13 protein-coding genes are annotated in these 23,357 nt (G+C 65.4%); 7 read left to right on the top strand and 6 right to left on the bottom strand.

Annotated features, from left to right (window positions below; all coding sequences use genetic code 11):
* Positions 1-416: 416 nt before the first annotated feature.
* Together VET29_RS32740 and VET29_RS32735 are read left to right on the top strand one after the other, a co-directional pair.
* Positions 417-2,489 carry a GNAT family N-acetyltransferase gene (locus VET29_RS32740; RefSeq protein ID WP_324927947.1) on the top strand — a complete coding sequence of 691 codons (2,073 nt, stop codon included), beginning with the start codon at positions 417-419 and terminating at the stop codon, positions 2,487-2,489.
* Positions 2,490-2,548: 59 nt separating this feature from the next.
* Positions 2,549-3,013 (top strand): ASCH domain-containing protein, encoded by a 465-nt coding sequence (locus tag VET29_RS32735; protein ID WP_324927945.1) that lies wholly within the window; start codon positions 2,549-2,551, stop codon positions 3,011-3,013.
* A 75-nt stretch (positions 3,014-3,088) separates the two neighbouring features.
* Here the strand turns inward: VET29_RS32735 and VET29_RS32730 are convergent, their stop codons facing one another.
* A complete protein-coding gene (locus VET29_RS32730) occupies positions 3,089-3,847 on the bottom strand; it encodes a hypothetical protein (RefSeq protein ID WP_324927943.1) in 759 nt (252 codons plus the stop codon).
* 340 nt (positions 3,848-4,187) lie between these two features.
* Here VET29_RS32730 and VET29_RS32725 point away from each other — a divergent pair, with 340 nt between their 5' ends.
* From VET29_RS32725 to VET29_RS32715, 3 genes are all read left to right on the top strand, one after another.
* Entirely contained in the window at positions 4,188-4,382 is a 195-nt protein-coding gene (locus tag VET29_RS32725) for a hypothetical protein (RefSeq protein WP_324927942.1), read from the top strand.
* A 266-nt stretch (positions 4,383-4,648) separates the two neighbouring features.
* Positions 4,649-5,176: a hypothetical protein gene (locus VET29_RS32720; RefSeq protein ID WP_324927939.1), complete on the top strand. Its 528-nt coding sequence runs from the start codon at positions 4,649-4,651 to the stop codon at positions 5,174-5,176.
* 1,289 nt (positions 5,177-6,465) lie between these two features.
* Positions 6,466-10,641 carry a hypothetical protein gene (locus tag VET29_RS32715; protein ID WP_324927937.1) on the top strand — a complete coding sequence of 1,392 codons (4,176 nt, stop codon included), beginning with the start codon at positions 6,466-6,468 and terminating at the stop codon, positions 10,639-10,641.
* Positions 10,642-11,740: 1,099 nt separating this feature from the next.
* Here the strand turns inward: VET29_RS32715 and VET29_RS32710 are convergent.
* The 3 genes from VET29_RS32710 to VET29_RS32700 all read right to left on the bottom strand — a co-directional run bounded on the left by VET29_RS32710 (position 11,741) and on the right by VET29_RS32700 (position 14,357).
* Entirely contained in the window at positions 11,741-12,493 is a 753-nt protein-coding gene (locus VET29_RS32710) for a hypothetical protein (protein WP_324927935.1), read from the bottom strand.
* 119 nt (positions 12,494-12,612) lie between these two features.
* Entirely contained in the window at positions 12,613-13,953 is a 1,341-nt protein-coding gene (locus tag VET29_RS32705; protein ID WP_324927933.1) for a FixG Ig-like domain-containing protein, read from the bottom strand.
* Between the two features lie 8 nt (positions 13,954-13,961).
* Positions 13,962-14,357, bottom strand: a complete 396-nt coding sequence (locus VET29_RS32700) for a hypothetical protein (RefSeq protein ID WP_324927931.1) — start codon at positions 14,355-14,357, stop codon at positions 13,962-13,964.
* 426 nt (positions 14,358-14,783) lie between these two features.
* On the opposite strand from VET29_RS32700, the gene VET29_RS32695 reads away from it, so the two are divergent.
* Positions 14,784-15,344, top strand: coding sequence for a hypothetical protein (locus VET29_RS32695; RefSeq protein WP_324927929.1), 561 nt, complete (start codon positions 14,784-14,786; stop codon positions 15,342-15,344).
* 491 nt (positions 15,345-15,835) lie between these two features.
* Here VET29_RS32695 and istB read toward each other — a convergent pair whose 3' ends face one another.
* Both istB and istA read right to left on the bottom strand, forming a co-directional pair.
* The gene (gene istB / locus VET29_RS32690; protein ID WP_324927927.1) at positions 15,836-16,660 is read right to left on the bottom strand and encodes an IS21-like element helper ATPase IstB; all 825 of its coding nucleotides are present in this window, start codon (positions 16,658-16,660) and stop codon (positions 15,836-15,838) included.
* The gene (gene istA / locus VET29_RS32685) at positions 16,660-17,907 is read right to left on the bottom strand and encodes an IS21 family transposase (protein WP_324927925.1); all 1,248 of its coding nucleotides are present in this window, start codon (positions 17,905-17,907) and stop codon (positions 16,660-16,662) included. The genes istB and istA overlap by 1 nt, the downstream gene beginning before the upstream one ends.
* 1,022 nt (positions 17,908-18,929) lie before the next feature.
* Here istA and VET29_RS32680 point away from each other — a divergent pair.
* Positions 18,930-22,736, top strand: a complete 3,807-nt coding sequence (locus VET29_RS32680) for a hypothetical protein (protein ID WP_324927923.1) — start codon at positions 18,930-18,932, stop codon at positions 22,734-22,736.
* Positions 22,737-23,357 lie beyond the last annotated feature (621 nt).

Below are 23,357 nucleotides of genomic sequence, written 5' to 3'. Positions count from 1 at the left end.
CGCCAGTACACCTGCCGCCTGACCGGGTTCGAGTACGGGCACATCTCTGATGTGACGGTGTGCCGCCCGGTCGCAGACTGGGACCGGGACGACACTGCGCGGTCCGGTGACGCACACCGTGCGTCACGATCGGGTACAGCTTGTAGTCCGAACAGGGCTACAAAAGCTACTGAAAGTAGACCAGGTAGCTGCCGGATAACCACACGTATCGCCAGATAACCGTGGCCCGGTGATCGCATCCGTGTCGGTGGTCAGCACCTGGTTGTCCGAAAGCTGAGCGAATCCGGGCGAACGTCGATGTGACAGCACATCCGCTTGTCGCATAGGAGGCCACACCCCGCCCGTCGCTGCGTCCAGTCAGGTGAACCTCGGACAAACAATGACGCAGAACGAGCAGTTGGAGCAAAGCTTGACCCGTGGTGCTTGCGTCCGACGACGTCGCTGTGGAGTCGGCGGTCAGCGATGACGCCGAAACGATCGAACTTTTGATCGAATTGGGGAATGGGTCGAGGAAGACTCTCGGGTTGTTGCCGAAGGCCGCCTATTACGAAGCTGCTACTGAGGGCCGGATTCTGACCGCGCGGGTCGATGGCCGGATCGTTGGTTACGTGCTTTTTCGGCTGCCGAGGAATGAGGTGGTGTTGACGCATCTGTGTGTTGAGCAGGGGCACCGCCGTGCGGGGATCGCACAGTCGCTGGTGAACGAGGTCAGCAGGCGTTACCCGATGAGGTTGGGTGTGCGGGCCAAGTGCCGAGACGACTACGCCGACATCAAACGGGTGTGGCGCGGTCTGGGATTCGCCCAGTTGGGCCGGACACGCGGCCGGGGCGAGGACAACGCCGCGATGACCGTCTGGTGGCGCGACCACGGCCATCCGAACCTGTTCACCACGGCCGACGAGCCCACCGTGCTGACGGTGGCCATCGATACCAACATCCTGATGGACCTACACACCCGCAAAGCCGCTCCTCAGGCAGAACGCTCCCAGGTGCTGCTCGCCCCAGACGTCGCGGACCGGATCGAGAAGGTCGTTCCGCACGGTCTCGAACGCGACATTGAACGCCATCCGGTACAGCTCCAGGAGCGTCTCCTCGAGGCGACGAAGCACTACCGACGTCCACATGGCTCTCCCGCGAAAGCCGAACAGCTGTTCGACGCACTGCGCGAGAGTTACCGGTCAAAGTTCCCTGACCGCACACCCTCGCCTCAGGACGTCGGTGATCTCTTGCAACTCGCCGAGACAGCCGCAGCCGGGGTGAAGGTGCTGCTCACCTGGGACGAACGTCTGCGCACAGATGTGGCGCCGGTGCTGTTGGAGATGAGCCATCCGGAGCTCTCCACGTTGCGAGTCATCGACCCCGACCACCTGGTCATCCATCTCGACGAACTCGCACACGCAGCGGCCTATCGGCCGCAGGTGTTGTCCGGAAGCCGCTTCAGCACCGAGCTGGCGAACTCGGCGTCAGAATCAGTCTTGCTCACCTTCCTTGACCGCGCTGGCGGCGAAGCCAAGAACGAACTCAAGGCACGGCTGCACACGCTGGCCCAGCTTCCGCGGTCGCATTCGATCATCCGGGATATCGGCGGTGACCCGGTCGGCTGCTATGCCTCCCTCGTCGACGGCCAGGTCGTTCGCGCGCCACTGCTTCGTGTCGCAAACCATCCTGACGCCGACACCATCGCCAGGTACCTGCTGTGGACGTTGCGGCTGACCGCACGCCAGCACGGGGCCTCGGTCGTGCACATCGACGATCCGTACCTGTCGCGACTCGCCGTGCGGGCCGCAGAGCACGAGTACTACCAGCGCGTCAACGACGCGTGGTTCTCCTGGGTGATCGACAAAGCAGCATCGGGCCGTGAACTCAGCGCTGCGGTCACCACAGCGCGCGACAAGGTGGGTCTCGGACCCGCCGCCCTGTTGTCTCCGAGCCTGTCCCCGGATGTCGCTGCTCAGTACGAGCGAACGTGGTGGCCGGCGAAGATCGCCGACAGCGCCTTGCCGCACTTCGCCATCGCCATCAAACCCCGGTGGAGCGCCGAACTGTTCGGCGAACCACCAACCTTGACACCGCGGTCAACCACACTGGCGCTCGGCCGAGAACACATCTACTACCGAAGCGGCCATCCCAGCTGCTTGAAAGCCCCCGGCCGAATCCTCTGGTACCTCACCAAGGACCACACGACCGGACCCGGCCGCTTCATCGGCACGTCCCTTCTGGACGCGATCGACGTCGGCACACCAGAAGAACTCTATGCCAGCCTCGCGCACTACGGCGTGTTCACCCTCCGCGACGTTCGCGAAGCGGCCGGCGATCTCGGTCAAGTCCAAGCTCTGCGACTGTCCTACACGGAGATGTTCCGTCGCCCGGTTCCCTGGGCCGACTACCTCAAACTTTCCGCCAGCGCCGCGGGACCGAGGAAGATCCAGGCTCCGGTCAGCATGCCCAGAGCTGCCTTCGACGCCGTCTACATCAGGGGAAACAGCTGACCGACACACACCGCCGACCTGACAGCCCTCAGCGTCGAGTACCGATAAGGTAACCGGTCGTGACCGCGATCGCCGCCGAACCCGAACCGCAGACATTCCTCCTGCGACCACTCGTACTCTCGCTGCGGCCACGGTTCGCCGACGCGATCCTGGACGGAACCAAAACCGTCGAACTACGACGAACCCGACTATCCGCACCCAGCGGCACGCTGCTCATCCTCTACGCCAGCACACCCGTCATGGCGGTCATCGGCACCGCCATCCTCGCAGACCGCGACACCGACACCCCCAGCCGTATCTGGCGCAGACACCGCCCCAACCTCAGTTTGACCAAGGCCGAGTACGACGCCTACCTGGCCGGTGCCAGCACAGCCACCGCGGTCACCGTCGCTTCGCCTCAACGATTGCCTGAGCCGCACACGCTGGCGGCGCTACGCACCAGAGCCACCTTCCGGCCACCACAGAGCTTCAGATACCTGTCCGATCAGGACCCGGTGCAGCTGCACGACCTTGAACGGTCCTGACGAGAGCCGCCCTCGAATGAACATCGGGTACCCCGCAACTCCTGGCAGCGTCTCTGTTCGAGGCTGGCGTTCCTGCTACGCCTTTACGGTATCGGCGTGTGCTGGTAGTTCGTGTTCGGCTGGTGAGAGCTCGCCGAGTTGTTCCAAACGGATCCGGTACAGGTTGCGCATCCGCCTGTAGTCGAACTCGCCGCCCTGCGGCACGCGTTTGACTTCCAGCAGGTTCCTGCGTTCCAGATCGCGGCGGGCTCGGGTCCAGGTGTCGGCGGAGAGCCCGTACATCGTGCGTTCGTCGCCGGGTACGTACCGTGCTGCGTCACGTCCCTGCTGGACATCGCGGACCACCATGATCAAAGCGAGCGAGGTCGCGGGCAGGTCGATGATCCACCCCTTCGTCCACAGCGTCAGGGGAAGGCTGATCCACCGTTCTCCCCGCTCGATCGGCCGCTCGTAATCCAGTCCCGGCCGACCTGAGCTTTGCGGGGTCAGCAGGGTGATCAGCGGCAGGGTCCCCTTCCTCGGGGTCAACCGGATGAACCCTTCGCGGTCCAGCCAGTGCAACGCGTCAGCGACCCGTCGCGCCGGCGGTTCGCCTGTGATCCCCAGCGTGCGTGCCCAGTACGCGGGCGACGGTGGCCGGCTGATGTCGTACGGCTTCCTGGTGGCCATCATCGTGATGGTCAAGAACAGCTTCAACCTGACCTCACCGCCTCGTCCGCCTTGGAGCAACCGGGCCAGGGGAGGGAAACCGTCGGTCGACCGCAGGAAGTCCTTCGCGAACGGCACCTGCTCCTGGCGTTGCGCCTTGGTCACGCTTCTGCCCAGCAATTCCATGCCCTCCTCTCGCTGGGCTTGCGTGGGTAGTTTTCGCTGCGAAGAGGCGACCCTCGTCATGATCAATTTACCTTTGTGCAGGAGAAACAGGCGGTACGGGGGTAGCCGGGGGTCCGGGGGGTCACTGTAGTCGTTCCTCTGCCGCGCAGTCGTGAAGCAGCAGCTGCACAGGCGGTTTATTGCTCAGGTGCAAGCACATTCAACGCCTGCGTAAGCGTAGTTCACCTCCTTCACAAATACTACAAGCATGGTTTGACCTGCATATATGTGCTCCGCGATGCTGAATGTAGACAAGAACGGATCGTTCGGAGCCCGGAAGGGGTTCGGAAGGAGGTAGCGAGTGAGCGATCGATCGCAGGGTCGAGGCATGTGGTTGGCGGTCGTCATCCTGGGCGCCGTACTGGGCGCAGTGATCATCGGTGGCTTGTTCTACGTGCTCGGCGGCTCAGCCCTGATCACCCTGGGCGCCACCGGAGCCGCATTCGTCGGCATCGTCAGTCTCGGTCTCAAGGTGTACGAGTTCCTGTCACCGTGATCGGCGGGCACCCGGGGCCGCCATCGGACTCTAGGTCCGCCCCGGGTGCCTAGCCCGTCGCGTCGCGCTTGCCGGGTCGGGTGACGGTGATACGACGAGAGGTCGCGAGTGGACTGAGTGCTGTGCGGGGTGACGCCTGCACGGCGAGCGCTTGGCCGAGCGTGAATGGGTTGGATGTCGTGGACGTGGGGGTCTGCCGGTGCTGTGGGATCACAGCCAGAGGCCGCGGTCGAGAAGGGTGAGTCCTGCCGGCTCTGCCGGCCGTCGTGCACGGGCGCGCGGTCGTCGACGGCCTGCGCGTCACCGCCGGCATCATCACCGACTGCACCACCTACACCGGCCTGCCCGCGATCGTGCTCGAACTCGACACCAGCCAGTGCGGCGAAGCCGTCTACGCACAGCCGATCAACCTGGACTGGAACTCCACCGAACGCTGGCGCTACGGCCTCGTCGATCCCGAGAACGCCGCCAGCCTCTTGTGGTCGCCTACCTCGGCGACACACCGCTGCCCACGCCCACGCCCGCGGCCATGGTCAAACTGGTCGAGCAACTCGACCGTGCCACGTACGCGGCCGGCGACGTCGACTGACCCCGCACCACCATTGACCGAGCAGGCCGCCGAGGTCACCACCCAGCCGGCCTGGCTCCGGTCAGAACAAGGTGTCCCGCACGCGCAGCAGCCGGTGTTCGAGCGGCTGCTGCGCGTCTCTTCGCCCTCGATGTCGACATCGATCGTCCCGAAGAGGACCCGTCCGGTGCACCGTCCGAGACGCGCCGGGTGCCCGTGGCGTTGAGGTGGCATGGCGAGGTGGCATGCATGACAGGGTTGTGGACGTTGCCGTGTGGGTGGCCGCGGGTCTGCGTCCTGTCGTGTGGTCATCATTCCCGGTGGCACCGGAGAGCCGTCTGGCTCGTCTCGCGGGTGCTCTGTGGGGCCAGGGAGACCAGTCCCCGGGCCCGGGTGTGCCAGGAGACCGCGCCGCTGACACGCGCGCCAGCACACGGGACGCCACATACCAGGGCGGCCATCATCCACGTCGAGACGCACCAGCTCGGTCTCCATTGGCGTCGACGGCGACGCGACACCGTCCACCCGGCGTTAGCCGCGAGAAGTCCTACGGGGGAGCGCGTCGTCGTTGTCCCGAGACCAGCCTGCCGTTCGCTTGTTCCCCTTGCTGTCAGGGTCCAGGTTGCGTTGGTTGCGTGGCACGAACCCTGCTCTGTCGGGGTCGATCCGCTCGATGTCGACGGTCCTGCTCGTACGAGCACGACGCTTGGACACGCTGCTGCTCGACGCAGACGAGGCGCCTGGTCGTTGGTTGTGCATCGTGGACAGAGCACCACCGAGTTTGAGCTTCTTCGAGCCCGGCGGAGACGGCAGTACCTTGCGGCAGGGTTGCCCGGGACTGAGAAACAGACCGGGCACAGGTGCTCGTTGCGTTCAAGAGGTTGCCGCTTGGGCAAGCGGTGCACGGTCATCGAGGTGCCGGTGATGCCCGAGTTTCTCCGCGATCGGCGGGAGCGGACCATCGAGTTCTCTCTCTGCTGAAACATTGCTACGGCGCTCACATGGCTTGAGTGCGAGCCACCGTAGTCCTGAATCAGATGGCGCCGCAGCGTTGATCACCCATTCGTGATGTATGCCCGCTCGACGAACTGGCGGATAGCAGCCAACCCCTGCCTTCAGCGGCGTCCGGCGAAGCTTTCGCTGGCCAGGCCGGCGCGGGGGGTGGGGCTGGCTGGCGCGTGCTCGAGTGGCGCCACGACTGAGCCCGAGTCATGTCAATCCACTGGCAGTCACGGTGCGCCCTCATCTAGCACGAACGGGTGCTGTCCGGCACCCGATCGCGGGATTGTCGACATGTCCCGGCGGAGGCCAGCTGGGGCGCCACACGACGGCCCTGTCGCGCCCATTGAAATCCGCAGCGCCTCTGCCAGGGCGGCGTCCTAGGAGCTGCGGTGACCTTTGCGTTTCGCGCCGAGGGCCAACGCTGCACGCCCCGACCGAGGACTTGGCGGCAGCCCGGTAGCGTTTCTCCGCAAGCCCGGCGACCGGGACCGCAGCATTCCGAAGGACATCCCCGTGAACATCCCTGATATCGACTTCACGCGGATTCGATCGCTTGGTCCTGGCGGGCAACGCGACGGGTATGAGCAGTTCATCTGCCAACAGGTCGCACAGGAGCCGCCTACATCGGACGCTAAGTTCGTCTCGCTGCACGGAGCCGGCGGTGACGGCGGCGTCGAGTGCTATTGGACGCTGTCCGACGGCACCGAGCATGGCTGGCAGGCCAAGTACTGGACCACCCACGCCGATGTCGACAAGACCCAGCTCGACAAGTCCGTCAAGGCCGCTCTGGACCAGCATCCGAACCTGACCAAATACACGATTGCCATCCCTGCTGACCCGACCGGCCGCACCGCGGCCAAGGGCAAGTCTCTCCTGGAGAAGATCAACGACCCGGGAGGATGGCTCGAGGGCTGGAAATCTGAGGCCACTAAGCGCGGTATGACGGTGGAGTTCGAGGTCGAGTGGGCGACGAACATCCTCACCCGTCTCGAACGCCTGGACACCACCGGCATCCAGCGCCGGTATTGGTTCGACGCCGACGTCCTCGCCGACCGGTGGTGGGAAGACCGGCTGCAGGAGGCGATTGCCGCCGCCCGGCCCCGCTACATGCCCGAGTTGAACGTTGAGGTACCTGCTGCCAGGTCCATCGCAGCGCTCTGTTCTGACGACGAGTGGTGGGCGGTCGTCAGCGACCAGATCGATGAGGTCAACGGCTCCGTCCGCGGCGTGCGCATCGCGGAGGACTATGTACTCGCCGCAGACCTGAACGCAGCCCTTGACGCCGCCACCAAGGTCGCTACCGCGCTAGCCGCTTGGCACACCTCGCGCACGACCACCGGACTCGACGACCTCGCTCGAGCGCTCGCCGTGGCCTCGAACATCGTCAGCGACCAGGAAGCTGTCGAAGTCGCGGCGATGGATGCCAAGTACCCCGGCGACAACTGGGACACCCCGGGCTGGCGGCAGTTCCAGGCCGAGTACCAGGTGTCGTTCCCCGCGGCAGCCGTCGACGCCCTGCGCGAGCTCGGCGAGAAACTCCGTAACGCCACCAGACTGCTCATCAGTCCAGTCGGTCGGCTTGCCGCCGCCCAGGTCGCACTCATGACTGGTGCTGCCGGCATCGGCAAGACCTACCTCGCCATCGACGCGGTCGTCCGGCGCCTCGGCCACGGCCGCCCTAGCGTCATGATGCACGGCCGCTGGTTCACCGACCGCGACCCGCTGACCTACTTGCGCGACGTGCTCAAGATGCCGTCCGACCTCACCGGCGAGGAAGTCATCGCGCTCCTCGACGAGAGCGCCCGCGTCGCAGGTGTCCCGACCCTTCTCGTGATCGACGCGCTCAACGACACCCGCCCACGGTCCACGTGGCGCGACAACCTCGAACGGCTCATCACCACCGTCGGCCGGTACCGGAACGTCCGGCTCCTTCTCACCGCCCGCACGCACTACGTCGGCCAGGTCCTCCCGCCCGGGCTCGACCTGCCGCGGTTCGAGCACACCGGGTTCGAAGGGGTCGAGTTCGAAGCGGTCAGCGAGTACGCCGCGTTCTATAGCCTCGAACCGCCGACGTCGCCGCCCATCCACGGCGAGTTCGACAACCCGCTGTACCTGCGCCTGGTCTGCGAAGCGCTCAAGAACAACAGCCGGCTGTCCCTCGACCAGGCCGCCATGGGCCTCGTTGAGCTGACCCAGATGGTTCTCGACAATGCGAATAACATCGTCAGCGACCGGATCGACGCCTCACTGTCCGACCGCGTCGTCCACCAGGCCATGCGCGCCCTCGCCGCAGCCATCGCCGACAATGGCGGCGACCCGTGGCTGACTCGTGTCCAGGCCCAAGCCCAGCTGGCACCGATCTGGTCTGACCGGAGCGCCGAGAAGTCTCTCCTCGACGCGCTCATCGCCCAAGGGCTCGTCGAAGAGGACGTCGTCCCCGACGACAGCCCCCATGGCACAGACATCATCGCCATCACGTTCGAACGCATCGGACACCACCTCATCGTCTCCGACGCCCTCTCCGAGGTCACCGACGCCGCCGGCATCACCGCCGAGCTCAGCGGCCGCCTCGGCAGGATCATCGGCCTCGGCGACACGATCGACCTCGGCCTTCTCGAAGCAACGTCCGTCGTGGTCGCGGAACGGCTGGGGCTTGAGCTCACCGAGTTCCGCACTGAAATCGGTGACGACGACGCCATCGCCGCAGCCGTCGTCGCCGGAATCGGATGGCGTAACGACACCTCGATCACCGACGCCACCCGCGACATCGTTGACGAGGCGCTTTGCCGGCCCGACGTGGTCTCCGACGCGTTGACGATGCTGTTCCGTCTCGCCGCTCGCCCCGATCACCCCCTAAACTCCGACTACCTCCACGATTTCCTCACCGGCCTGACCATGGGTGCCCGCGACTCGTTTCTGCTCGGCTGGTTTCACATCACTCACGGCACCAGCGGAGCAGTCGACCGGCTCATCCGGTGGGCCCGGGAGAAGCCGCTGGACCAGGTCAGTCACCAAACCACCCGTTTGTGGGTGACCGCGCTCCTGTGGGCCACCAGCGCCAGCGACCGCCGTGTCCGCGAACCGGCAACCATCGCCGCCGCCCGTCTCCTGACCCGCCACCCGAGCCAGGCGGCTGGGCTGCTGGACCGGTTCATGGTGGTCGACGACGAGTGGGTCGTCGAACGAGCTTGCGAGGTCGCGTACGCAGCCCTCCTAGCGAACGGCACCCACGACGACTGGGCTGCCGCGGCCGAGGTGGTGTGGAACACCATCTTCTCCGTGCCGTCGGCCGTCACCCCGAACGCCGCCGTGCGTGACGCCGCCCGCAGCATCCTCGAAGCCGCCCACGACCGCGCAGCCCTCCCTGCCGGCGCCACCGTCGACCAGTTCCGGCCGCCGTACACCAGCGACTGGCCCCTCACCTGGCCTACCGAAACCGACATCGCCACGTACGACACCCACAGTTACCCGAAGCTGGTCTACTCGGCCACCGGCGACGACTTCTACATCTACCAGCTCAGCCCCGCACTCCGAGACCGCCCCGGCATCGACCTCCCCGCCGCCGCGCGGTGGGTCGTCGCCGAAGTCATCCGCCTCGGGTACCAACCCCAACTCCACGCGACCTTCGACGGATACGTCCTCGGCAAGTTCGGTGGTGGCCGGTCCAAGCCCGCATGGATTGAACGCATCGGCAAGAAGTACCAGTGGATCGCGCTCAACCGCCTCATCGGCATCGTCTCCGACCACGCCCCCAAAACCCCCGACAGCTGGGACCCGCCAGCACCCGCCGTTCCCGGCCCACACACCGACATCTCCCGGCAGGTCGACCCGACCGTCGTCGAGTTCACCCCCGCCGACCCGACCCCACGCCCATGGGTACCCGACTACGACTGGGCGCCGACCGCCGCGAAGACCGACGCCGAGTGGATCGCCGACGACACCGACCTCCCAGACATCGCAGTCAACGACGCCATCTTCGACGGCCGCCCCCACTTCGTCCTGTCTGGCACCTACGACTGGAACAACGGCTCCGACACCACGAAACGCACCCGGGGCATGTGGACCCACCTCTACACCCATCTGGTCGCGACCCACGACCTCGCTACCGCCGTCAGCGAACTCGAAGGACGCGATCTCCTCGGAGAGGCCATCGCCAACAAACCCGAGATGCACCGCGGGTACGTCGGCGAATTCCCCTACGGCCACCACCATGGAGCAGAGCTCCACGTGATGCGCAATGAATGGCCCGAGCCACTCACCGTCCCTACCCAGCCCGCCGCCTGGAGCCTCCTCGGCGAGTACGGGTACGCCCCAGGGGATCAGGAGACCATCTCCCTCGACATGCCCGCCCCCGAGTTCTTCGGACTCGCTCCCGGTGAGCTCCACTGGAATGGACGCAACGGCTGGACCGACCACGCGGGCCAGCTCGTCGCGACGGTTCGTCACACGGTCAACGCAGGCCAGAACGAACTCCTCGTCGACGCAGACTGGCTCGAACGATGGCTCACCGCCGAGCAGAAGTCGCTCATATGGATCGAGAACACCGGCAAGGACGCATACAGAGACTTCGGCGGTAGAGGCAGCCACCCGGGGAGGTTGACCCGCTCCCAGGTGCGGTCCTGGACTCCCGGCGGAAGCATGCAGACCGCGGCGCCCGGCTGGGACCGCATCGCAGCCAGCACCCCCTGAGCCCACGACCGGCACGAACCGCAGAAGCCGGTGGTGGTGCTGCGACGCCGCGCACGATGGTGGAGATCCAGAGAACCAAGGACACTCTGAACTCCGGGCAGCAGATGAGATGGCCGTGTCAACTCAACGTGGTTCAGACCTGCATTTAGACTGCCGCAGTGGTCGCGGCCACCAAGACTCAGCTACTACAGCCTGAGGGATATTGACCGATTGTGAGTCCTTCCGGACGACAACCGACTGACGTTAACTCGGTCGGGGGATAGGTGTCGTTGGACTCGCCGAGTTAGGCGCTCTTGCGTATGAGCCCGGTGTAGCCGGCGAGGGCCAGTGTGGCCAATCCCCAGACGGCGGCCTGCACGAACCACAGCAGCACGGTGAACACCTGGCCCTCGGTGGTCTCCGTGTCCAGGTCGCAGCGGGTGCGCAGGCCGGTTGGGCCAGTGGGAGACCGCGGTCCAGGCCGAGCCCGACCAGTTCGACCGTGGAGCACGGTGTCGAGGGCGTCGGTGTGGTGATGGTGTGTTCGGCGGCGTACCGGCCGGGCCCGGTGGTGACGTGACCAGCCCAGACCGCGACGCCGCCAGCCGCGATCAGCGCGATCAAGAGAGCCAGGGCGGTGCGCCGGGCGCGGTAGCCGTATCCGGCGAGCGCGCCCCATAACCCGTGGAATCGGCGGGTGAGCCACCCACCGAGGGCATGCGGGGCGCGTCGCCGCAAGTCTTGTTGTTGCGCGATCAGGATCGCCCTGGCATTGCCGTCGTGCCCGGCGACCCGCTCCACGGCGGCGAGCTGCTGATAGGGCGAGGGCCGGTACTCCTTGGTGTGGTGGCGAATCAGGTCCAGCCATTGCCGCCAGTCCATACCGTCCAACGACCCACAACTGAAGTCATCGACGTCGAGGAGCGGTCCAGTCGGATTCTTGATCGTCACATGGGCCAGGGCCTCGACGAAGGGCGACTTTCCAGTGCCGGCCGGGCCGGTCACGGCCAGGTTCTCGTGCCTGCCAACCTATTTCAGGGTGGACAGTGCAATCTGGGTGGCCTTCGGAGTGTCCTGTCCGGCGTCGGTGCGGATGTCGACGCCGGCTACGGCACCCGCGTCATGAGCGCTGATCAGGAGGAACAAGTCGAGAACCCTGTGTCGAGGGCGCGGGCTCCACCGATGTCTCGGGCCACGACTGTGGGGCCGGGCCGAACGCGCGTCGGGCGGCTCGGACGGCAAGGGCGGCGAGGGTGGCGTTGGCGCCGCCGCCGATCACTGCACCGATGCCGAACGGGGCTACCCGGCCGAGCACGATGATCCCCTGCTTGGTGCCGTACTTGGTGATGAAGTTCTTGCCCAGGACGCTGTTGATCTGGCGCAGCGTCGCCGTAGGCACCTTGCTGACGAGTTGGCGGGCCCAGTGCTGACCGGTGCGCTCGGCGACCTTGCCGATGGTCGTGGAGCCGGACTGGCCGAGCAGGACCCCCATGACGAGCGTCCGCCGGCGTTCGATCTCGTCCAGCCGGACCCCGTGGACCTCGGCGACCGAGAGCACGAACAGGGCGCTCAGTTCGAGCGAGGAGAAGACCTCGCCCGCCGACAGCGCCAGCGCGATCCCGGTGCCGACCGTGGGCGCGGCCGCCGCGCCCCCGACCGCGGCTCCGGTGCTCGCAAGGGCACTGAGGTAAATTCGCTCCAGGGTGCGGACGACCTCCGTCGGTGTGGCCTCCGGGTTGCGCTGGCGGGCTCGGGCGAGGTTCTTGCGGACCAGCGGAGTCTGCAGGTCGATGGCCTTGTCCAGCAGGTCGAGGATCGACTGGCCCCGTCCGCTCGACGACGGGACCGGTCCTTCGATGGCGTCTGAGGCCACACCGCACTCCCTTGAGTCGTCACATCCCTCGCACAGTCTCGCACCCGAGCCGCCAGAGCCTGCCGTTCACGCCAGCCCCACCGACTCCCGGTGGGGCTGGCCCAACCGTAGGGCTGTTGTCACTTCGTAGCTACGAGCAGGCAGTCGTAGTTGATTTTGTTAGGGGCTGGCCTGTTGAGGTCTTGGCAGAGCGTCACGGATGCCTGGCTGGGCACCGGTCCCGCCCAGATGAGGGTCGTGTACGACGGTCCGTACTTGGCCTGAACTGTCGGGCAGGCGTCGTCTCGCTTAGTCGCGTGTATGAAGGGTTTGTCGTCCTTGGTGTAGGTGCTCAGCACAGGGTTGACCTTCGCCCAATACTGGAACCGTGCGGTCTCTACTTCGAGGAGCCATGCGCCGTGGGCTTGGGCCTCGTCCGCGGTTAGCGGCTTGAGCACGGCGACGAATGTTTCCGGTTGGCAGGGCATTGCCGTGTGGGGCACCTCGGTGGTCGAGGGTGCGGCGTCGGCGGCCGGCATGGGGCTTGCTGTCCGCGGTGCCGTCGCGGACTCTGCAACCGAGGATGCGACAGCGGAGCCCACCCACAATCCGGTGACCAGCAGGAGAAGACCACATCCGAGGATCCATATCCCTCGCACCCGGTGGTGGTGTCTGTTCCAACTCCCGAACCGCCTTGCCAGGTCTGCCGTCGCGCGCCCGAGATCTGCGGACACGCCGTACTGTGTGATCTCACTGCCATCGTCGAGAGCCCCGCCGACCGACTCGTGGTCCTCCACCTCGATGCTGATGGGAACCGTCCACCTGCGGTCCGCCCATTCTTGGTTGGGAAAGTCGATCTCAACAGGGATCTCGACGCGCTGCCCGGGAACAAGGTTCAACCACTCACTCTCGAGGCGGACACCCTTCTTCGGAAGAACGTCGGCTGCGTCCTCGAACGGCTCGTGCACACGCGGCCTGACATGCAGTTCCCCGTTGCCGTTGTTCGTCAGCTCCAGCGACGCGGCGTAGGTTCCCGCGGACGACACACGGCTGCCCAGGATCAACTGACTGGCCACTACCGGATTCGCGGGGATCGTGACGCGTAGCAGTTCGCTCTGCACCCGAACGCGCGCGGTGTCCCTGTCTATCACCACAATCCGAAACGGATTCGGGCCGGCCATCGGCTCGGTGGCGGTACACCGAAGAATCAGCGTCCGTTCGACCGTCCCACCGCCTGGCAGGTCGATTGTCTTGTCTGGATGAAGTGTCGCCACAGTCTCGCGCAGGCCTTCGATCCTGAGTTCGAGCCGTTTGGGCGATGATGTCCTGTTGCTGATCTCCACGTAGAAGCGGTTGTCGCGGTCGAACGCTATTTGTTCGCTCCCATGTCTGACGAGAAGGCCGACATCGTTGTCCACGGCGTGGATGTTCAGCTGATTGCCGTTGCCGACCTGCACACCCACGTTGTCGAATACGTCCATGCCGGCACCTACATGGAGCGAAGGTCGATGGACATGGTGTTGTGGTCACCGACCTGCACGCCCGTGTTGTCGTGCACGTCATTCTTGTACTGACGTGAGTCGGTGAGGATCATCAGCTTCCGCGCCGCGTCCAGCACCTCCGCGTCCCGGCCGACTTCCGCTTCGGTCAACGCGGCGGCCAGCTCTTCTCGGTGCTGTTCGGGTTCGGCAAGTTGCGCATCGAGAATTATCGCCTCTCGCGAGCTCGACTCACCCAGCTGGGCATCCCTTCGGCGTAGAGCCGTGCGAACCGCGCTCTTCAGCCCGTCATAAGCTTCCACGACCGCCTTCGACGACGTGTTGCTCACCCCTGCGACCGCCCCCGCGCCCAGCGCCGCGAGAACAAGCTCAACAGACTCGACCACCCGGTCACCCTCCCTCGCCACGATTCGCTGATCGACACTTCCATCGATCCGCGCAAGCTATCCGAGAGCATAAGATCAGGACAACCCAGTGTGACGTCACCGAGAAGTATCTGCGATGTCAGGACACTGACGATGATTACGGTGGAATAGACAAATCAAGGACAAAAGCAAACCTTGGACCACTCGCGGCAGCAGCCGCCGACGGGTGCGTCAAGCGGCCAGGCTGATCAGCTGGCGAAGCCAGGAAGCCACGCTTATCCAGCGCGAACGGCGGATCAGCAGCCTCAGCGTCCGTTACCGGCACAACCCGGGCTCTGTTGCCGTAACACCTGCTCTTGGAGGTCGACTTCACTTGCACAGGCACGAGGCGAGAGCAGCGAGAACGCGTGCACCGCCAACTGCGTCCCTGACTCGAGGACGGTCGCGATGGCAAGGAGAGTTCCCGGCGACGGTGCGCCGGAGTCGCGCCCTCCCCAGCCGTTCGGTAATGGGGTCATCTTCGCGGGTTTGGTGTGGTCGTTGGTGGCCGTCGCTGCCGCTTCGATGTACTTGCTCGGCGGGCAGGGCGCCCGATTGGTTGGGCTCGCCGTGCTGGTGCTATTCGCATCGGCAGCTATCGGTGCGATCGCTGGCTTTCTCTTTGGTGTACCGAAGTCGGTACCCTACGTGCCGAGAGAAGGCGTCGCTCCGCCGCCTTACATACCTAACTCGAATCTGGAGCAGGTCTCGGACTGGCTCACCAAAATCATTATTGGTGTCGGGCTCGTGGAGATCCGGCAAGTCGCTGCCATACTGCGGAAGATTGCCACACGGCTTGGCGATGCATTCGACAACAGCAGTGGCACCTCCGATACCACAAATACGTCAGCCGCCTTCGCCTTGACACTCATCCTGGGTGGCCTGCTGATCAGCTTCGTCCTCACATACATGTGGGTGCGCACCCGGTTGTTCCAAGTCCTAGCCGAGTTCGGACGCCCGCCCACGTAACCCGCAGCCTCACCGGCGCCGCCGCTGGACGTCCACCCGATCGACGTCGAGTCCTCTTGGTGCGAGCGACAGCCGGCACACGGAGGCACGGCGCCGCTCGGTCCAGTGACCCGCTGTGGCGGCAAGTGTGCACCTAGTCCGCGTGCCTGCTGTGGCTCGTGGGATTCGAGGGGTAGAGGGATCGTGACACCCGCGCCGGATTAGCAGCAGAGTGGTCCTGCAGCGCCCCTCCCCCGGCGGCCGGGGGAGGGGCTGTCGTGCTCACTGATCCTCGAGTCCATCCACCGGCCTACCTGGTCACAAAGCTCGTGGAGATCTTGAAACGGCCAATTGGTGCGGTCGGCCTCACGCTAACTGCTGTCCGCGTGACCGCAGCACCAAGCACTCGCCAAGCTGCGCAACGCCCGTTCCCCTAGCGATGTCAACGGCACCCGAATCTTGACCCCCTGGCGGCATCTGAATCTTGACCCCCTGCTCGGCTTGTTGATCTTCTACTCTTCGGTTGTGCCGGCTGGGGGGACGCGGCCGAGGTCGCGGTCCTTGAGCCGGTAGCTGTCTCCCTTGAGGGAGATCACTTCGGCGTGGTGGACGAGGCGGTCGATCATGGCGGCGGCGACCACGTCGTCGCCGAAGACCTCGCCCCAGCGGCCGAAGACCTTGTTGCTGGTGACGATCAGGCTGGCCCGTTCGTAGCGAGAGGAGACCAGTTGGAAGAACAGGTTCGCGGCCTCGGCTTCGAACGGGATGTAGCCGACCTCGTCCACGACGAGCAGCGGGACACGGGCGAGTTTGGTCAGTTCGGCCTGTAGCCGGCCGGCGTGGTGGGCCTCGGCCAGGCGGGCGACCCACTCGGCGGCGGTGGCGAAGGCGACTCGGTGTCCGGCCTGGCAGGCCCGCATCGCCAGGCCGATGGTCAGGTGGGTCTTGCCGGTGCCCGGCGGCCCCAGGAAGACGATATTCTCTTGCGCGGCAACGAAATCCAGGGTGCCGAGGTGGGCGATGGTGTCCCGCTTGAGGCCGCGGGCGTGGTCGAAATCGAACTCCTCCAAGCTCTTGCGGGCCGGGAACCGAGCGGCCCGGATCCGGCCCTCGCCGCCGTGTGCCTCCCGCGCCGAGACCTCCCGTTGCAGGCAGGCGACCAGGAACTCCTCATGCGTCCAGGACTCCGCGCGGGCCCGCTCGGCCAGCCGAGCCACCGACTCGCGCAGGGTCGGTGCCCTGAGCGCCCGGGTCAGGAACGCGACCTCGGCCGAGACGTCCCGGCTGCTGGTGGTGGTCTTCGTGATGGTCTTGGTTGTGGTCGTCCGGCTGGCCATCACGCCACCCCACCCTTGTGAGCGTCGGTGACGCCGAGCGCGGTGTCGTAGTCGTCCAGACAGCGGACCTCAACCTCGGGCACTGGAGTCGGGTGCAGCAGGCCGATCCTGTTGCGCCGCAACGCTTTTGCGGCATCGACATGCTCCGGGTTGCTGATCGTTTGGTGCCAGGCCCAGACCCGCTCGTGATCGGCCACGACCTTCCCGTCACACAGGGCTCGGACCTGATCGAGGTCTGCGATGATCTCGATCCGCCGCCCGATCACCGCCGGGTGCACCGAATAGTCGTTGCTGTCCAAGCGAATGTAGTGATCCCGCGCTAACCGGGTCGAGGCCCGCCACCCCGTGGCCGGAGCCACCGGCGGCAACCTCAGCATGGCTTGCTTGTCGGCGGCGATCCGCTCGGTCGGCGCGCAGCCCAACGCCCGCCGCGGCCGGGTGCTCACCACCGCCAGCCAATCACCCAACTGGGCGTTGAAGTCCGCTGGTGAGGCGAACGTGCGGCCAGGCAAGAACGAGCGCTCCAGGTAGTCGTGCGTCCGCTCGATCAGGCCTTTGGCCTCCGGATCCGCCGGCCGGCAGATCACCACCTTCGCCCCGAGCGTGCCGCGAAACGCCTGGCACTCGGCGGTCAGTTCGCTGCGCCCACCGCGCCACCGGCCGATGGCGCCTTCCCCGTCCCAGACCAGCACCCGCGGCACCGCACCCAGCCGCTCGATCAGCCGCCACCACCCGGCGAACAGGTCCTCCGTCTTCCGGGTCTGCAGCAACATCGCCAGCAACCAGCGGGAGTACCCAAGCACCATGGTCAGCACCGGCAGCTGGGTGGGCTTGCGGACCTGCCCGAACCCGACCGGCAACTGGATCGGCGGGAACCACAGGTCGCACTGGGCGATCTCCCCGGCCACATAGGACGTGCGTGACGCCGGGTCCGGCGGCAGATACACCGGCCGCAACTCGGCCACCCGATCGCGCAACACCCGGACCGACCGGGTCCAGCCGATCCGCTCGGCGATCACCGTCGCCGGCATCGTCGGATAGGCCTGCAACAGCTCGCGGATCCGCGGCTCTACCGCGTCCACAATCGAGCCCTTGCGAGCCCGCTGATACCGCGGCGGCCCATCCGAGGCCAGCGCCGCCTTCACCGTGTTCTTCGAGATCCCCAACACCCGGGCGATCATCTTGATCGGCATTCGCTCTGACCTGCGTAAACGACGAATCTCAGCCCAATCTTCCACGGATAACACCCTTCGTCCTCCCCGGCTCGGTGGGAGCCAGGGTCAGCCGACCAGGGGGTCAAAATTCGGATGCCACGCCGGGGTCAGTGTTCACGTGCCGTCGACAACCGCGACGCACCTGACCGAGCAGGCGACGGCAGCCTCCTCTGCCTGCTCTCGTGCCAACGATCCAGCCGCGACCGTTTCACGATGTACCGCGGCCGACCCATGACCGGATGCGGGCCTGCGTAGACCTTCACCCGCAACGACCTGGAGGGCAGTTGGGTGACCGACCCCTGCGCTCCACGACGGGCTGGGGCCTGACCCGACGGCTTCAGAACACGAGCCATGACACATTCACCCGAGTCCAGGGTAAGGCGCTCAGTGCACACGATCGGGTACAATCCGTAACCCCGTTCGTGGAACCGCAGGCCTCTCAAAGCCAGGACCAGTCGCTGACTAACGGGGTTGTCGCACGCTGACTACGGGATGGTCCTCCTCCGGAGGCGGTCCGGCAGGTGTGTAGGTGGTCCGATTGCGTTGCGTTCGGCGGCTCTGCCGCGATGATGAGGGCATGAACGCAAGTCGCCTGGTACTGATCATGAGTTGTGTGGTCGTGGCGGGGTTGGGTGTGTGGTTCGTCGTCGCCCGCTGGGACCAGGCGAACAAGGTGGCCACGGCGGTCTCAGCGCTGGCGGCGCTGGCGGCAGTCGGCGTTGCAATATGGGCCGCTCTGCGCCCAGCCCCGTCCCGGAGGTCACTGACGGTGTCCGATACGGGTCGGGCAACCGCAGAAGACGGAGGCCGGGCGATCACTGGTGTGTCTGGTAAGGCCACCCGTGTGGACGGACCGGTGCGGGTAGAGCGGACGGGTGACGCGAAGGCGTCCGGAGGCGGCGACGCCATCACCGGCGCTCAACTGGACTGAGTACGGTGTCCCCTCGGACCGGCGGTCCCCTGGCAAATGGTGAGATATGGATAGACGCGCGCGACGGGTCACGGCGACCGACACCGGGGCGGCGACAGCACCTGGTGGGTACGCCAATTCCGGCGTGCACATCGGTGATGTCAACCTGCTGGCCGGCGCTGGGGCTTCCGAAGTGGACCATGTGGCCGCGGTGGGGGCCACTGTCGACCGTCTTCGTCGGCGCAATCGGTCAACCCGGCCCCGGATCATGGCCGCTCATCCTGGGGTCTCCGTCCTGGTCGATCGATTGACCTCAGGCGACGTCCGTCGTGTGCTGGTCGTGCACGGACAGGCAGGTTCGGGCAAGTCGACCGTGGTTGTGGAAGCGATAGACCGCGTGCTAGCGATGGGGTGGGCGGTCAGCGCGGTGCGGATGGACGCAGTCGAGCAGGTCGTTCTCTCCGCGCAGGCCGTGGGTGGAGTGTTTGAGCTGTCAGACTCGCCAGTGGTCTCGTTAGCGTCGGCGGCGGAAGAGTCTCCGAGTCTGTTGGTAGTGGACCAACTGGACGCGGTGAGCCTATACAGCGGCCGTATGCCGGACAGCTTCGACGCGGTCACTGAAATGCTGGAGCAGGCGCAGGCCTATCCCGCCATGAAGGTCCTCGTGGTGGTGAGGACGGTGGACCTGCACAACGACCCGCGGATGCGCTCTCTCCTGGACGATCCGAGCAGCGCCGAGAGCGTGGAGATCGGCGAACTTACCCCCGACGCGGTACGGCAGGCGCTCACCGAAGCGGGAGTCAACCCGAAGAACCTGGATACGGCGACGTCCACGCTGCTTCAGGTGCCACTGCACCTCGCGATCTTCCTCCACCTGCCGGTCGAGGCACGAACAAGCACGTATCGAACGCTGCCAGAGCTATACGAGCAGTTCACCAGGCAGATACGCCGAGTGACAGAGAAAGATGCGCCAGCGGCCTGGCAACAGACAACCAATACCCTCGTGAGCTACATGAGCGACCACGAGTCGCTCCAAGCTCCGTCGGCGGTGTTGGATGGTGTGCCGATCGGGGCCGTGTCGGCGCTGGTCTCTGCGGGCATGCTGGTCGATGACGGCGCCACCATGGCGTTCTTCCACGAGACGTATTTCGACTTCCTGTTCGCCAGGGCATTCGTGACACAGGGACGCGACCTGCACGACTTCCTCGCGACGTCCGGACAGCACTTGTTCCGGCGCGGCCAAACCCGCCAAGTCCTCGAGCACCTCAAAGCAGTCGCACCGGAACGGTTCCGCCAGACCGTCGTCCGCCTCATGGCCAGCGACACCATACGAGTCCATCTTCTGGACATCGTCCTGAACGTGTTGAGGGCACATCACCCCACCGCCGAGGACTGGCTGGCGCTGGAACCACTGGCCTTCAACGGGACGCGCCGCACACGACGACTGGTCGGCCTACTGCGCCTGCCCCAGTGGTTCGACGCGGCCGACGCCACAGGCCGCTGGGAGGACCTGCTTTCCGACCCGACAACGGCCGATGTAGCTGTCAACCAGCTGGTCATCGCCGCTCGCGACCGAGCCGAGCGAGCAGCAGAACTCGTGCGACCGTACATCGGCGTATCGAACACGTGGAACAACTGGCTACGCGTCATGGTCACGTGGTCACTCACGCCAGGACTCGTCGACCTGGCAGTGGAGCTGATCGACCGCGGGCTGCTCGACGACGTACGAGGATCGATCGCCATCAACAGCGACTTCTGGTCCATCGTGTCCACGGTCAAACACGAGGACCCGGCGGGTGCGGCTCGTGTCGTCGGTGCATACCTGCGACGAGCATGGGACCGCGCACTCATCGCAGGCAGGGCGGATCCGTTCCACTCGGGGTACCTCTCAGACACGACCGGCGGCGGAGAAACCACTATCAAGGACATCGCCATCGCAGCACCAGAACAAGTCCTCGCCGAGGTACTCCCTTTCATCTCCACGATCCTGGATGTCACAGCCACGAGCGACAGCCCCGATGACCTCCGGCATGGCCGGCTGTGGCGGTACCGGACATTGGGACCACACACCGTCCATGACGCACTGTTCGAGGGAGTCGAACATGCTCTGATCACAGCAGCACCCCACCTACACGCTGCCGCCGACCCGCTGATCCATCGGCTAGCGACCAGTGACCTCGAACCGATGCGGTTCCTAGCCTGCCGCGCCTACACCGCACTCGCTGACCAAGCAGCGAACGAAGCCGTCGACTGGCTCCTCACCGACTCCCACAACCTCCGCCTGGGCTGGTTGGACAGCCCGGCCTGGGCAACACGCCAACTCATCGAAGCCGCAACCGCACACTGCGACGACGACCGAATAGAAGCACTGTCGACCCGATTGCTCGATCACTATCCCGCACGAGAACTCAAGGCTGAGAACCTGCGACTACGAGGACATCGCCAGTACGAGTTGCTGTCCGCGATCCGCCATGATCGGTTACCTGAGCTTCCGCGCCGCCGCCTCCAAGAACTGGACCGCAAGTTCGGCCCAGCGTCACTGGCACCACCACAACCGATGAAATTCGAATTCGTCCCATCTCCCGTGCCTGAACGGGCTACCCCGTTCATGACCGACGAGAACTGGGACCAGGCCATACGTACCTACCGCGACGAACAATCACGGTGGGTTGACACCGGGTTCAGCGGTGGCGCGCCGGAACTGGCTGCACTGTTTGGCCGTCAGGCCGCAAGCGAACCTGAACGGTTCGCCCAACTCGTGCTGACGCTCGACCACAACACCCATCCCGCCTACCTCGAACACGCCATCGAAGCACTCACCGGCACAGTCCCGGCCGACCTACTCGCCCAAGTCTGTGTCCAGGCCCGCACGATCGCAGACGAGGCAGTCGGCCAGGTGATCTGCCGAGCGATCGCAGCCGTGGCTGCCGAAGCGGTCGAGTCCATGATCGACCTTCTCGAGCACTACGCCCACGCGGAGGACCCCAACACCGCAGACACCAGTGTTCCCGACTATTCCTCGGATTCCTACCAGCCCAACTGGCTGGAGGACGCAGCGATCAACTGCGTACGCGGACTCTGCGCACGAGCGATCGGCTACCTGCTAACAGCACAGCCGGAACATGCCCAAAGACTTCTTCCCACGATCGCCGCACTCGCCGCCGACCCCGTCCTCGCCGTCCGCGCACAAGCAGCCAGAGCAGTCCGTGCCCTACTCACGACACATCCAGAACAAGCGCTGCAACTCGCGGACACGCTATTCACCGACACGGAGCCGACCATCTTCGACTCCGACAACTCGATGAAGCTGTTGCTGGCGACCCTCAAACACTCCGGTGATCACTTCACGCAATACCTCGCCAAGTGCCTAACAGCTGCCACGCCCATCGCGGACCGAGCAGGCCAGATCTGGGCGGTCGCTCTGATCAACAAGCAACTCTCCGCCACATCTCCGATCGATCCAGCAGCACTCCCACCAGCTGCCAAGAACGGCGCGGCCAAGGTCTTCGCCAATATGCCGAACGCCAGGCCAGAGTTCGTCAAAGCCTTCTTCAACGACGAAGATCCAGAAGTGCGCAAGACAGCGACGAACGCGATGCGGCACCTCAAACACATCGACATCGCCACCGCTCGTGACCTCGTCGCCTCCTTCACCAGCAGCGCCGCGTTCCCGGAAAACTACAACACGCTCTTCCACACACTCGAACAAAGTACAAGTCTGCTCCCCGAGACTCTTCTAGCCGCCAGCACACGCGTGATCGACACAGCCGGCGACGACCTCGGCGACATCCGCACCGCCGCCGCAGCCATCAGCCGCGACATCATCACCGTCGTCCTCCGCCTCTACCACCAAGGCGACCGACACACCCGCACCGCATGCCTCGACATCATCGACCGACTATCCGACGTCGGCGCTCTTGGACTCGACGAAGCGCTCAGCGATGAATGCTGACCCGGGGAATTGGCCGCCTCAACGAGCTGGACAACGTCGCTGGAGAACCAGAACAACGATGTCTTCGAGCATGTTCGTTCGGTCAATGTGCCGATCAATACGCATGAGGGAGCAGGAGACGAACGCGGCAGCGAAGAACACCCGACGGCTAGTGGTCTTACGGCTGATCGTGACAGCGAACTCCACCGCACGACCAACCTGCCCGACCGCGGGCGTCTCTGACGTGCGCACCAACTACTTGGGTTGGAAGCACACTGCCCGTGGTGATCGGTGACAGTGGTCTGCTGACGGGCACACACGGCGAGCGCAAGAAGCGGCCAGCGACATTTCGTGCGGACTACTCCCCGGGCGGATTGCACCCCTTGACTGCCCGGACGCCTACACTGCGCCGTCGACACCCCGCGTACCCGGCCAGTACGACCACACCCTCCCTATGCCACCCGAACCATCCCGGAACTGACCTCACCTGGACTCCCTTTCTGGGACTGTTTCAAGATCGGTGTGTTCGGCCCGACACGCCGGGCCGAAGGTCCGGCGGGATGGGCACTGTGAGTGATGACATCTGATGTTGTGAGTCCACGCAAGAGTGACCGGATGCCGGCGCAGCTGTCGCCGGAGCAG

This window comes from Actinophytocola sp. (genome assembly GCF_035634895.1).
GTDB lineage: Bacteria > Actinomycetota > Actinomycetes > Mycobacteriales > Pseudonocardiaceae > Actinophytocola.
Note: the sequence above shows the minus strand (reverse complement) of the source record. Positions and strands in the feature narration are given on the sequence as shown.

Coding starts and splice junctions, on each gene's coding strand:
- VET29_RS32730 (WP_324927943.1), bottom strand. CDS start 3,847: ATGGAATTGCTGGGCAGAAGCGTGACCAAGGCGCAACGCCAGGAGCAG.
- VET29_RS32705 (WP_324927933.1), bottom strand. CDS start 13,953: ATGGACGTATTCGACAACGTGGGTGTGCAGGTCGGCAACGGCAATCAG.
- VET29_RS32695 (WP_324927929.1), top strand. CDS start 14,784: ATGGCAAGGAGAGTTCCCGGCGACGGTGCGCCGGAGTCGCGCCCTCCC.
- istB (WP_324927927.1), bottom strand. CDS start 16,660: ATGGCCAGCCGGACGACCACAACCAAGACCATCACGAAGACCACCACC.